The 14,232-nt window shown below is 37.8% G+C and carries 9 protein-coding genes; 8 read left to right on the top strand and 1 reads right to left on the bottom strand.

Features of this window, described 5'->3' with window-relative positions; translation table 11 throughout:
• Positions 1 to 135 precede the first annotated feature (135 nt).
• Complete coding sequence (locus tag ACR2MV_RS13225) at positions 136 to 1,428, bottom strand: dipeptidase (protein ID WP_434022409.1); 1,293 nt, start codon at positions 1,426 to 1,428, stop codon at positions 136 to 138.
• A gap of 376 nt (positions 1,429 to 1,804) precedes the next feature.
• On the opposite strand from ACR2MV_RS13225, the gene leuC reads away from it, so the two are divergent.
• The 8 genes from leuC to ACR2MV_RS13265 all read left to right on the top strand — a co-directional run bounded on the left by leuC (position 1,805) and on the right by ACR2MV_RS13265 (position 14,230).
• A complete protein-coding gene (leuC, locus tag ACR2MV_RS13230) occupies positions 1,805 to 3,199 on the top strand; it encodes a 3-isopropylmalate dehydratase large subunit (protein ID WP_434022410.1) in 1,395 nt (464 codons plus the stop codon).
• Positions 3,200 to 3,228: 29 nt separating this feature from the next.
• Entirely contained in the window at positions 3,229 to 3,825 is a 597-nt protein-coding gene (leuD, locus tag ACR2MV_RS13235; RefSeq protein ID WP_434022412.1) for a 3-isopropylmalate dehydratase small subunit, read from the top strand.
• A 38-nt stretch (positions 3,826 to 3,863) separates the two neighbouring features.
• On the top strand, positions 3,864 to 5,357 hold the full coding sequence (locus ACR2MV_RS13240) for an alpha-isopropylmalate synthase regulatory domain-containing protein (RefSeq protein WP_434022414.1): 1,494 nt from the start codon (positions 3,864 to 3,866) through the stop codon (positions 5,355 to 5,357).
• A 15-nt stretch (positions 5,358 to 5,372) separates the two neighbouring features.
• Positions 5,373 to 6,431: a 3-isopropylmalate dehydrogenase gene (gene leuB, locus ACR2MV_RS13245; RefSeq protein WP_434022415.1), complete on the top strand. Its 1,059-nt coding sequence runs from the start codon at positions 5,373 to 5,375 to the stop codon at positions 6,429 to 6,431.
• Positions 6,432 to 6,621: 190 nt separating this feature from the next.
• Positions 6,622 to 8,139 carry a DEAD/DEAH box helicase gene (locus ACR2MV_RS13250; RefSeq protein WP_434022417.1) on the top strand — a complete coding sequence of 506 codons (1,518 nt, stop codon included), beginning with the start codon at positions 6,622 to 6,624 and terminating at the stop codon, positions 8,137 to 8,139.
• Between the two features lie 116 nt (positions 8,140 to 8,255).
• Positions 8,256 to 8,654, top strand: a complete 399-nt coding sequence (locus ACR2MV_RS13255) for a hypothetical protein (protein ID WP_434022419.1) — start codon at positions 8,256 to 8,258, stop codon at positions 8,652 to 8,654.
• A 94-nt stretch (positions 8,655 to 8,748) separates the two neighbouring features.
• On the top strand, positions 8,749 to 13,080 hold the full coding sequence (locus ACR2MV_RS13260) for a CusA/CzcA family heavy metal efflux RND transporter (protein WP_434022420.1): 4,332 nt from the start codon (positions 8,749 to 8,751) through the stop codon (positions 13,078 to 13,080).
• Positions 13,081 to 13,090: 10 nt separating this feature from the next.
• On the top strand, positions 13,091 to 14,230 hold the full coding sequence (locus ACR2MV_RS13265) for an efflux RND transporter periplasmic adaptor subunit (RefSeq protein WP_434022421.1): 1,140 nt from the start codon (positions 13,091 to 13,093) through the stop codon (positions 14,228 to 14,230).
• Positions 14,231 to 14,232: the final 2 nt, after the last annotated feature.

Genomic DNA, 14,232 nt, shown 5'->3' on the forward strand with positions numbered 1-14,232 from the left:
GTTAAAGATCGATTAAATAAAATAGCAATTTTTTGAAAAGTAGTTTTATACATAGCATAGGGGATTAGTTATCAGAAAGATACGATAATTTATTTAAAATCCAAATATTTGGATTCCATGCCTGAATAGAGCCTTCTATTTCATGTTTTCTGCAACTTTTTGGACCTCATCTAAAACTCTCAATAAATTTAAGCCCCAAAGTTTTGCAATTTCTTTTTCTGTATAACCTCTTTTAACCAGCTCGTAGGTAATATTAAAAGTTTCACCGGCATCATTCCAACCTTCAATACCGCCTCCTCCATCAAAATCAGAGCTAATACCAACATGGTCAATCCCAATCAAAGCTACCATATAGTCTATATGGTCTACAAAATCCTGGATATTTACCAGCGGGTATTCTTTATTGATCTGATGTTTCCGGCTGCTGGCATTTTTCATAATGTTATCATAATTCTTATAGGCAGTTTGCAGTTCTTCTCCTTGCAGCACACTTATTTCATCCATCGTTAAATAGGGTATATCCAGTTCTTTTGCTACTTGCTCATACAGTGGCCTGCTTGCCTCATTGTTACGAGTTACCTTTTCTTTGTCAACATAATCAGCGAGTGCAACCGTCTGAACAACGCCTCCGTTATTTTTAATCATTTGTAAGACCTCATCATCTAAATTCCTGCTGACATCGCAACGACCTCTTGCCGAAGAATGAGAAGCAATAACAGGGGCTTTGGATAATTGTATCATTTGAATATTAGCTTCTTTTGAGGGATGGGATAAATCAATCATAATCCCCAGTCTATTCATTTCTTTAATCGCCTCTTTTCCTACTTCTGAGAGCCCGTTATGCAACCATATACTATCTCTTTCTCCAGTATGAGAATCACTAAATTGAGAATGGCCATTATGCGCCAAAGACATGTAGCGTGCCCCTTTTTTATAGAATTCTTCAATTCTGGTCATATCCTCCCCAATGGGATAGGCATTTTCCACACCAATCATGGCAACTTTCTTGCCTTGCTGGTGAATTCTTTTGACATCCTCGCTATTCAGGGCCAATTCGATCTGGTCAGGAGCATAAACTTCTGTTAATCTATGAATGGCATCAAACTTTGCGATGGCATTTTTATAGGCTTTTTCATAACCTTTTTTATCGAGCTTTCCTTGCCCGGTATATACGATAAGCCAGGAAACATCAAGCCCGCCTGCGATCATTTTAGGCAAATTTACTTGTGTGTCCAGATTTTGAGTGTAATTTCTTTCCTGAGAAAAGTTCCCAACATTAATATCATTATGTGTATCTATTGTGATCACATTATTATGAATCAATAGAGCGCGTTGTCTTTGTTGATTTTCATTTTCCGGAGGTCTTGTTTGTGCATACATTATGTTGGCACAGAAAATGGCAAAAAAGACTAGTGTTGATTTTTTCATAGACTGTTCTAAATTATAAGTTTGGTAGAAAATAAGGTTTAAAAATACAATAATTTAATTCTTAAAAATCGTATTTCTTGTGATCTAATTTGTATTTATCCACTCTTTAGGATAAAGCGGTTATTTCCAATAGGATGAAGAATAGCTAATATTTATACCCATAATTATAAAATTACTAATTAAATCAGTTTTAATTTTAATTAATCGCAATGGCCTTGGTAGGATAAAAAAGTTGGGCGTTATTTTTTGCAGGCATAATGTCAATAAATAGCTTTGAACATTGTAAAAATATAGAGATGAACATCGGAAAGATTCATTGAAAAAAATAAATTTGCATCTATCTTGATAAATTTGATAAAATAGATTTTAAAATATTATGAGTAAAACATTATTTGATAAGGTTTGGGATGCACATGTGGTTAGAAGCATCAAAGATGGTCCGGATGTTTTTTTTATCGATCGTCACTTCATTCATGAAGTAACAAGTCCTGTTGCGTTTCTAGGATTGGAAAACAGAGGTATCGATGTTATTTATCCGAACAGAACCTTTGCTACTGCAGATCACAATACGCCAACAATTGATCAGCATTTACCGGTAAAAGATCCACTGTCTGCGAATCAACTGGAGACCCTTGAAAGAAATGCCAACAAATGGGGCATCAGTCATTGGGGCTTGGGAGATCAAAACAATGGAATCGTGCACGTTGTAGGACCGGAACATGGAATTACACTTCCTGGTTCGACAATTGTATGTGGTGATTCACATACGTCAACACATGGTGCTTTTGGAGCGATTGCCTTTGGAATAGGTACCTCTGAGGTAGAAATGGTCTTGTCTACGCAATGTATTATGCAGCCAAAGCCTAAGAAAATGAGAATTAATATCAATGGAACTCTTGGAAAAGCAGTTGGACCAAAGGATGTGGCATTGTTTATTATTTCACAGTTAACCACCTCAGGAGCAACAGGTTATTTTGTAGAATATTCAGGTGATGTTTTTGAGAAAATGAGCATGGAAGGCAGAATGACGGTTTGTAACCTGAGTATTGAGATGGGAGCGAGAGGTGGAATGATTGCACCAGACCAGACTACGTATGACTATATTGAAGGGAGACAGTATGCACCAAAAGGAGCAGATTGGGAAGAAGCGATGGCTTATTGGAAGACCTTAAAGACAGATGAAGGAGCAGCATTTGATAAAGAGTTCAATTATGATGCAGCTGAGATTGAGCCAATGATCACTTTTGGGACAAATCCAGGAATGGGAATCGGAATTTCAAAAGATATTCCCTTAGCCCAAAGTATCAGTGGAGGAAAGGCAAGTTTTGATAAGTCTTTAAACTACATGGGCTTTAATGAAGGTGAAGCCATGATTGAAAAGAAGATTGACTATGTTTTTCTTGGTAGTTGTACCAACGGAAGAATTGAAGATTTCAGGGCCTTTGCATCAATTGTAAAAGGCAGGAAAAAGGCTGATAATGTTACGGCATGGCTGGTTCCAGGATCTCATATAGTTGAAGATCAGATTAAAGAGGAAGGTATTCTTGAAATTTTAGAAGAAGCAGGATTTGAGTTGCGTCAACCAGGTTGTTCAGCTTGTCTGGCCATGAATGATGACAAAGTTCCTGCCGGTAAATACGCTGTTAGTACTTCGAACAGGAATTTTGAAGGAAGACAGGGGCCAGGTTCCAGAACTTTATTGGCAAGTCCGTTAATGGCAGCTGCTGCAGCAGTAACAGGAAAAGTGACTGACCCAAGAGAATTATTATAATTATTTCAAAAAGAAAATAAAACGAAAAAATGGCTTACGATAAATTTACAGTTTTAAAAAGTAGCGCTTATCCTTTACCGATAGAGAATGTTGATACCGATCAGATTATTCCTGCGCGGTTTTTAAAAGCAACGGAAAGGAAAGGATTTGGAGATAATTTATTTAGAGATTGGAGGTATAATTCAGATGGAAGTCCAAAAGAAGATTTTGTACTGAATAAATCTATTTACAGTGGCAAAATACTGGTAGGAGGAAGAAATTTTGGATCAGGTTCGTCAAGAGAGCATGCTGCCTGGTCGGTATATGATTTTGGATTCAGATGCGTGATTTCAAGTTTTTTTGCGGACATATTTAAAAATAACTGCCTGAATGTAGGTGTGTTACCTGTTCAGGTGAGCGAATCTTTTTTAGCGGAAATATTTGCTGAAATCGAAAAGGATGCCAATACAGAATTATTAGTTGATCTGGAAAAGCAGGAAGTTAGTTTGTTAAGTACTGGATCTAAAGAGTCTTTTGACATCAATGGGTATAAAAAAGAAAATATGCTGAATGGCTTTGACGATATTGATTACTTGCAAAACATGAAGGACGAGATCGTGGAATTTGCGGATCAAAGACCTTTTTAACAGATAGCTGCATGTCAGAAAGACGTAAAATCGAAATCATGGATACGACCCTCAGAGATGGGGAGCAGTCAAATGGCGTATCTTTTTCGGCCTCTGAAAAATTAACGATTGCAAAATTATTATTAGAGGAACTTAAGGTAGACAGAATTGAAATTGCTTCAACAAGGGTTTCTGAGGGCGAATTCAATGCTGTGAAGGATATTACAACCTGGGCCACTGAAGCCGGTTTTATTGATAAAGTGGAAGTACTTTCCTTTGTTGATGGCGGATTATCACTGGACTGGATGGAGGAAACCGGAGCCAAGGTTCAGAATTTACTGACCAAGGGTTCATTGAATCATTTAACACATCAGTTAAAAAAGACACCCGAAGAACATTTTAAGGCGATTTCTGAAAGTATCCAAAGTGGATTGGATCGAGGTATCGCCACAAATGTTTACTTAGAAGATTGGAGCAATGGTATGAGAAACTCTCAGGAATATGTGTTTCAGTTTCTTGATTTTCTGGCAACCCAGCCCATTAAAAGGTTATTACTACCCGATACGCTGGGTGTATTAAGTCCTACAGAATCTTTTGAATTTGTTGACAAAGTAAAAAGACGGTATCCACAGTTACATGTGGATTTCCATGCACATAATGATTATGATCTGGGAGTAGCGAATGTACTTGAAGCTGTAAAAGCGGGTGCTGACGGATTACACCTTACCGTAAACGGTATGGGAGAAAGAGCAGGAAATGCTCCTTTGGCCAGTGCTGTGGCGGTTATCAATGATTTTTTACCTGAGATTGATATTTCGGTAAAAGAAGATTCTCTCTTTAAAGTCAGTAAACTTGTGGAGACTTTTTCTGGTTTTAGAATTCCTGAAAACAAACCGGTTTTGGGAGATAATGTTTTTACACAAACTGCTGGAATACATGCAGATGGTGACAACAAGAATAATCTTTACTTTAATGATCTATTGCCGGAGAGATTTGGAAGAAAAAGACAATATGCCCTCGGTAAAACTTCTGGTAAAGCGAATATTCAGAAAAATTTGCAGGAACTTGGTTTACACTTAAGTGATGAAGATATTTCTAAAGTGACCAAACGAATTATTGAATTGGGAGATAAAAAGGAAGTGGTAACGAAAGAAGACCTTCCTTATATTATTTCTGATGTTCTTGATAGTAATACGGTAGAAGAGCGCGTAGTGGTTGAATCGTATGTTTTAACCCATTCCAAAGGCTTGAGACCTTCCACCACAGTTTCGGTGAAAATAGACGGTACTTCTATACAGGAGAATGCACAGGGAGATGGTCAGTTTGATGCGTTTATGAATACCTTGGGTAAAATTTATGCGGGAAAGGGAATGAAATTACCGATTCTTACTGATTATGCTGTTCGAATTCCTCCAGGTTCTAATTCAGACGCCCTTTGTGAAACCGTGATCACTTGGAAACAAGACGAGAAAATTTTTAAAACAAGAGGGCTTGACTCTGATCAAACGGTATCAGCGATTATTGCCACTCAAAAAATGTTGAATATAATTTAGACTAATAAAAATCTTATGAAATTAAAAATAGCCCTTCTAGCAGGTGACGGTATTGGTCCGGAAGTGATCGAGCAGGCCGTAAAAGTATCAGATGCTGTGGCAAAAAAATTCAATCATGAAATTAGTTGGCATCCGGCTCTTACAGGAGCTGCAGCCATCGACGCGGTAGGAGACCCTTATCCGCAGGAAACACACGATATATGTGCCTCTTCAGATGCGGTATTGTTTGGAGCCATTGGCCATCCAAGGTTCGATAATGATCCTTCAGCAAAAGTCCGTCCTGAACAGGGTTTGCTTAAAATGAGAAAAGAACTGGGCTTATTTGCCAATGTAAGACCTACTTTTACTTTTCCTTCATTGATAGATAAATCCCCTTTGAAAAAAGAAAGAATCGAAGGTACTGATCTGGTTTTTCTCAGAGAATTGACCGGTGGTATTTATTTTGGAAAAAAGGGAAGAGAAGATGCTGGGAACACTGCTTTTGATCATTGTGTTTATTCGAGAGCAGAAGTACAGCGACTAGCGAAAAAAGGCTTTGAAATGGCCATGAGCAGAGGGAAAAAGTTATGCTGTGTAGACAAGGCCAATGTTTTGGAGACATCCAGATTGTGGAGAGAAACAGTACAGGCTATGGAAAAAGACTATCCAGAGGTTGAAGTTTCTTATGAATTTGTGGATGCTGTTGCCATGCGATTGGTCCAATGGCCAAATTCTTATGATGTGCTGATCACAGAAAACCTTTTTGGTGATATTCTTACCGATGAGGCTTCAGTAATTTCAGGCTCAATGGGGCTCATGCCTTCTGCTTCGGTAGGAGCTGATGTTTCTTTATTTGAACCGATTCATGGTTCATATCCTCAGGCAGCCGGAAAGAATATTGCCAATCCTTTGGCAACTGTGTTGTCAGCCGCTATGATGTTTGAAACAGGTTTTGGCTTACATGAAGAAGGTGCTGCGATCAGAGCTGTTGTGAATAAATCCCTGGCTGAAGGGATCGTAACAGAAGATCTTTCGGAAGGAGGAACTTCACATGGAACTTCGGAAGTGGGTGACTGGTTAGCCGAGAATATATAATCCTATTCTTTCAGAATAAGATAGCCACTCTTTTACAGGAGTGGCTTTTTTTATACCCGAATGAATTCGCTAAATAAATAGGTATCAGACGTATAGCAAAAATCACTGTTGAAGAAAAAAAAATAATCGAAAGAATTGCCCAAGAAGCTACTTAAATGAGTATTTTTGCAAGGTTTATTTATTACGATATATGGTGCTCACAAGACTTGACAAGGAAGAAAAAATTATTGGTAAAAAATTATATGATTACCAACATGGTGCCATAGACAAGATATTCGAAAGAATTAATGAGAATCCCACAGAGTATAATTTACTCTATCAGCTTCCAACCGGGGGTGGAAAAACAGTCATCTTCTCTGAAATTGCACGTCGCTATATAAAAAAGAATAAACACAAAGTACTGATTCTTACCCATAGAATTGAACTGAGTAAGCAAACTTCCAATATGCTTACCGAATTTGGTGTCAACAACAAAGTAATTGATAGTAGTGTTAAGGAAGTGACCAATGAAGACAAATATTCTTGTTTTGTCGCTATGGTTGAGACCTTGAACAACAGGATCAAGGAAGAGAAAGCAGATTTGGATGATATCGGTCTTGTTATTGTCGATGAAGCACATTATAATTCTTTTAGAAAGCTCTTTAAGCATTTTGAGAAGTGCTTTATTCTGGGCGTAACCGCCACGCCATTGAGTTCAAACATCAATTTACCCATGCATGAGATATATAAAGATCTTATCGTTGGTGAAAAAATCACCTCCTTGATTGAAAAAGGATTTTTGGCTCAGGCAACTACCTTCAGTTATAATGTGAATCTAAGTACGCTTAAAATTGGTGCCAATGGAGACTATACAGTAAAATCATCTGAGGAGCTGTATACGAAAAGTGAAATGCAGTCAAAACTGGTTGCTGCTTACGAAGCCACTGGAAAAGGCAAGAAAACCTTGATTTTCAATAACGGTATACATACCTCAAGACATGTATATGAAGTGTTTAAAAGGGCAGGCTATAACGTGAATTATATAGACAATACCAATACAAAAGAGGAGCGTAAAGCCGTGTTAAGCTGGTTTAAAAACACACCGGATGCGATACTTACATCGGTTGGTATCTTGACCACTGGTTTTGATGAGCCCACTATTGAATCCATCATTATAAACAGGGCGACCAAGTCTCTTGCCTTGTATTTTCAAATGATTGGAAGAGGCTCTCGGGTGATCAATGATAAAAAAGAATTTTCTGTTCTGGATCTTGGGAACAATGTTTCAAGATTTGGTCTTTGGACCGAAGATGTGGATTGGCAACTGATTTTTAAGAACCCGTCCTATTTCTTGGAGAACTTGATTAGCGATGACGAGATAGAAAGAAATTTCAAGTATGAAATGCCTGATGCCGTCAAAGCCATGTTTTCTAAATCGACTGATTTTGCTTTTGATGTAAAAAAAGAATATGATGAGGCCGTAAAATCAGCACAGAAATCAAAAGTTGTACTTGAAAAATCCATAGCACAGCATGCCAAGATTTGTGCAGAAAACAGTGAAGATGTTTTTGATGCCCATATCTTGTCCAGAGAATTGAACGATGAAATAGAATATAGAATAAAGCAATATTCTTTTTGTATTTTAAAAAGCTCTAAAAATTACCTAAAATGGCTGGAAGAAGATTATAAACGCCAACTTCGTGTAAAAATCAGTATGCTTTTCAGGTAGTTAAAACTGTTTTTTACAAGTACCTAAGTTGATATTTATCAGCATTTTTTTTCGATTAAAATCTTACTTTTGATTGGTATTCTGGAGATTCTACCTATCGTGATTTTCCAATTTGTATGATAACAAAATGCAGTTCCATAGTATTAGCCCTGTTTATATTGGCACAGAGCTTTAATCTTCATTATGAGGATGTAGGTAAAATCTCTGCCTTGGTTTCTCATATTGAGTTTCATCAGCAGGAATATGGAGACAACCTGTTTGCCTTTATTTCCAAGCACTATGGAGATGAGAAATCCGATCATGAGGATGAACCTAAAGACGCTGAGGAGCATCATAAATTGCCATTTAATCATAATAGATGCCTTGATTCAGTTCAGATATTTGTCATTTCATTAGAAAAAATATCCCTGATATTACACGCAGAGGCTCTTGCCGCAGCAAAGCATTTTTTCCATCAAAATTCGTATACATTCCTACAGAATTCCGATGTTTTTCAGCCTCCACGGAAGGCATAATTCAACTGATTAGTACTGTTTTTAAAGAGTTGTTTATTCTCTATCTGAATAAATAATCTCTTTTTGACCGATTTATTTATCTAATAATTGAATCATGCTTACTAAAATTATCAATTTCAGTCTGAACAACAGACTCAGCGTATTTATCTTTACTTTTCTTGTGATAGGTTTTGGACTCTACTCTTTGACCAAGGTACATATCGGGGCCGTTCCTGATGTGACCAATAACCAGGTGCAGGTGATTACTACGTCAAGGAATCTTTCCACTCAGGATATTGAACAGTTTATTACTTATCCAATTGAACTGGAAATGGCCAATCTGCCTGGAGTAGAAGAAATTCGATCAGTCTCAAAATTTGGGTTATCGGTGGTTACCATTGTTTTTGAAGATGCCATGGGAACCTATTTACCGCGCCAATTAATATCTGAAAAAATACTATCTGCTGCGGAGAAAATTCCAGAAGGCTTTGGACAACCCGAAATGGGTCCGATTACGACAGGTCTGGGTGAAATCTATCAATACATTCTGGATGTAAAACCAGGATACGAAAATCAATATTCAGTAACGGATCTTAGAACAATTCAGGATTGGATAGTTAAGCGCCAGCTGACTGGAATACCGGGTGTCATTGAGGTAAATACCTGGGGTGGTTACTTAAAACAATACGAAGTCGCTATCAATACAGCAAAACTTCATGCCATGAATATTACTGCCGGAGAAGTTTTTACTGCCTTGCAAACGAATAATTCCATAGCCGGAGGAGGCTATATAGAAAAGCAAGACAAAGCCTATTTTATTAGAGGTGAAGGCTTGATATCAGATTTTGAAGACATTAATAACATTGTTGTAAAGAATATAAACGGCCTTCCTGTTTATATAAGAGATGTGGCGTCTGTTGGATTTGGTTCAGCTACGCGATTCGGAGCGATCACTGGCAATGGAGAAGGTGAGAAGGTGCTGGGGCAGATCATGATGATTAAAGGAGGGAACTCAAAGAAAGTTATTGATGATGTAAAAAGCAGGGTAGCAGAAATAGCCGACACCTTGCCCGAAGGAGTCTATATCAACCCTTTTCTGGAACGAAGTGAGCTGATCAATAAAACCTCTTATACGGTGGCTGAGAACCTCATACTAGGTTGTCTAATTGTTGTTTTTGTAGTTGTCTTATTTCTAGGGAACATCAGGTCGGGGCTTGTCATTGCTTCGATGATCCCTATGACCCTCTTATTTGCCATTTCTATGATGCACTTATTTCATGTGGATGCCAACCTGATGAGTCTGGGTGCCATTGATTTTGGAATCATTATTGACGGTTCTGTTATCATTGTAGAGTTTATCACATTTAAATTGACATCCGGAAGAGAAAGTCTGTTGAAATTAAAAACACAAGACAGAAAGGAAAAGGTAAAAGAATTATGTGCTCAGGGAGCTTCTAAAATGATGAATTCAGCCATTTTCGGACAGCTGATTATTTTAATCGTATTTATACCGATTCTTACCTTGACAGGGGTAGAAGGAAAAATGTTTCGTCCAATGGCCCTGACTTTTAGTTTCGCTTTAATAGGTGCCATGATTTTTGGTTTGACCTATATACCTGTGATGTCTTCCATTTTTTTACGCCCTCAACGTGATCATAAGGGAATAAGCTACAGGTTAATGAACTATCTGACGACCTTTTATACTCCGATCATTAATTGGGTATTACACTTTAGAAAAACCGTATTGTTTGTTTCTCTGGCCTTGCTGCTAGGTACCTTTGGGCTTTTTTCAACAATGGGAGGTGAATTTGTACCGACACTTGACGAGGGAGATTTTGTAATTCAACCGGTTCTCACAACAGGAACTTCCTTAAAAAGAACCATTGAAATTACGACTGAAATGGAGCAATTATTACTGGATAAATTTATTGAAATTGATCAGGTAGTGAGTAGAATTGGTGCTGCTGAGATTCCAACAGATCCTATGTCTATGGAAGAAAGTGATGTGATTATAAAGCTCATACCCAAAAGCGAATGGGTAAATGCAAAAACCAAGGACGAACTTGCTGATCAGATCAAACTTGCATTGGCCGTTTTTCCGGATATGGAAATTGAATTCACCCAACCCATTGAGATGAGATTTAATGAGTTGATCACAGGTGTAAAATCGGATATTGCCGTCAAAATATTCGGTGAGGACCTTCGTATATTGTCTGAAAAGGCGCATGAAATAAAAGATTTATCTATGTCCGTTGAAGGAGCATCAGATATCACAGTAGAGAAGATTGAAGGGTTGCCACAGGTGAAAATAGATTTTAACCGCCATAAGATTGCAAGATACGGACTCAATATTCAAGCGGTTAATGATTTGATTTCCATGAGCTTTGCGGGAGCTGTGGCAGGAACGGTATTTGAGGGAGAAAAAAGATTTGACCTCGCAGTTCGTCTTGATGAAGCGCATAGGACTGGTATAGTGGACATTGATCAATTATTTGTCGATTCTCCTCTTGGATATAAAATTCCATTAAAAGAGCTGGCAACTATTCGTTACACAGAAGGTCCTGCAAAAATATCAAGAGATGATACCAAGCGAAGGGCTGTAGTGGCTATTAATGTCAGAAACAGAGATTTACAATCGGTTATTGAAGATGTGCAGGCCAGAATTGAAGCATCGATTGATTTGCCTACGGGCTATTCCATCGCCTATGGAGGTCAATTTGAAAACCTGCAAAGAGCAAAATCACGATTAAAAGTAGCTGTTCCAATTGCCATGGGGCTCATATTCTTGATGCTCTTCTTTGCCTTTGGATCGGTAAGTGAATCATTAATGATTTATTCGGCAATTCCCTTGGCCGCCGTGGGAGGTATTTTGTCCCTATGGTTCAGGGGCATGCCATTTAGCATTTCGGCAGGTGTCGGATTTATTGCACTTTTCGGGATTGCAGTTCTTAACGGAATAGTTTTGATCGAGCATTTCAAAGAATTAAAAAAATCAACCTCCCTATCCATCCGGGAAAGAATCATTAAAGGAACTACAGAGCGACTCAGACCGGTGATTTTAACCGCTCTGGCAGCCGCATTAGGCTTTCTCCCAATGGCTATTTCTACAGGTGCCGGAGCTGAAGTTCAAAGGCCACTTGCGACGGTAGTAATCGGTGGATTGGTATCCTCAACCTTCTTGACCCTATTGGTGCTGCCTGTATTGTATTATCTCTTTGAAGAAAGATTAAAACTTAAAAAAACAAAAATGAAAAAAACAGTCATTGGCGGCCTGTTGGTATTGCTTTCTATACAGCTGAATGCCCAGGAAAATCAGCAGGAAGGACTCAGTTTAGATGAGATCTATGTTGAGGCGATTGAAAATAATGCCGGTTTAAAAGCCCAAACCCTGAAGGTAGAAGAAGCCAAGGTCAAACTGAATGAGGCTTTTACTTTTGATAAAACAGAGCTCTATTATCATTATGATGAAAACAACATAGCCTATAATAATTTACCCTTAAAGGTATTTGGTATTGAACAGGATTTTCTATTCCCTTCGCGTTACTTTGCAGACAAAAAAGTGAATCAGGCAAACAAACTTGTTGAAAGCAAAAGTTTCAATATTCAAAAAAGGCGCTTGCAAAAAGCGTTGTATTCCGAATACTATCAATTGCAATATCATTTAGAAGAAAGGCAGGTATTAAGAAAGTTAGATAGCTTTTACCTCACATTTGCGCATGCGGCCAAAAGACGCTTCGAAACAGGGGAGACGAATTATCTGGAAAAAATAACCGCACAGGCCAAACAAAAACAATTGCATACTTTATTCCTTCAATCCGAGCAGGAGGTTGAAAAATCAACGCTGGAATTACAAAAATTGGTTCAATCCAATGCGCCATTACTGATATCCAAAGTTAAATTATCAAAACTTGTTATCAACCAGATGGGATTAGAATCGAATCCTGGTGTTGAATATTATGATTCAAAAAAAGAATATGTAATGGCCAGAAAAAATGTTGCCGCCCAAAGTCTCCTGCCAGATATAACGCTTAATTATTTTCAAGGATCCAACACTGGTTTAGACGGGACATTGAACGGTTATCAGATAGGATTGAAGATTCCAATACTTTTTACTGGTAACAGTGCCAGTATCAAAGCTTCCAAGCTTGCTATAGATATCATTGACGAACAGGCCAAGGATTTCAGAATTCGATTAGAAGCAAAACAAGCTACGCTTTATGCTGAATTAAAAAAGTATGAAGAAGCCCTTGAATACTATCAAGAGGATGGGAAACATTTGTCTGAGGAAATTTTCTGGACAGCAAAAAAGAGTTATGAATCAGGAGAAATTAACTTTTTTCAATACATACAAAGCATAGAAAACTCATTACAGATCTTACTTGACTATCTGGAGAATCTAAATTTTTATAACCAAAAAATCATTGAGCTAAATTATTTGTCACTTTAAACTGCAAATCATGAATACATTAAAAAACTACATATTCGTATTGGTCTCATTATTGTTATTCGCTGCTTGTGGCGAGGAGAAACAAAAAATGACAGAAGACCGCATCGAAGAATTTTCAATAAACCTTCGCTCCGACACGCTTCGCATTTCAAAAACAATTTTTGAAGAAAACAAGCTTGGATTCACTCATCCGGTACAAGAAAGTACAGGGTCGACTATTACATCTACTGGGATGATCGAAGTTCCACCAAATGGAAGGGCCGTAATTAGTGCCAAAGTGGGTGGCTATATCAAGAACTCTCAATTGTTAATTGGAGATCAGGTAGAGAAAGGTGATTTTCTTGTCAGCATTGAGAATATTGAATTTTTAGAATTGCAACAAAAGTACCTTGAAACCATGCAGGAATTGGTTTTTTTAGAATCAAATTACCAACGTCAATTAACTCTGTACAACGAGAAAATCAGCTCAGAAAAGTCTTACTTAAAAGCCCAAAGCGATTTTAAAAGGGTATCAGCCATTTATACCGGGCTGAAAAAGAAGCTGGAACTATTGAATATAAGTACGGATGCGGTTGAAAATGGGAATTTCACTGAAAAGTCAAATATTTATGCTCCTATTTCAGGGGATATAACTGAAATAAATGTCAAAACAGGCTCGTATGTGTCAACTTCTGATCCTATTATGGAAATCGTAAATACCGAACATGTGCATTTAGAATTAAAGATATTCGAGAAAGATGCTTTGGAGGTGAAAAAAGGACAAAAGGTTATTTTCAGATTGCCGGAATCCTCTGAAAGGAGTTATGCCGGTGAAGTACACCTGATCGGCAAGTCTATTGGAGCGGACAGAACGGTTACGGCACATGTGCATATTGAGCAAGAGGACGATACTGATTTTATTCCAGGAATGTTTGTGCAGGCCGAAATAGTGAAAGAAGATAGGGCTTCTGTGTTTATTTCTAAAACAGCGGTTGTGAGGTCGGATGATCAGTACTATTTGTTTAAAATGTTGAGGGAAGGAAAGAATTTCTATTTATTCCAAAAAATTGAAGTAAGTCCTGGGATGGAATATCAGGACAAGATAGAGTTAGCAAATAAAGTGGTCTATGAAAAGAATGACAGGTATCTTACAGGAATCAAAAGCTATTAGAA

Origin of the sequence: Lutimonas sp. (assembly GCF_051011215.1) — a bacterium.
GTDB lineage: Bacteria > Bacteroidota > Bacteroidia > Flavobacteriales > Flavobacteriaceae > Lutimonas.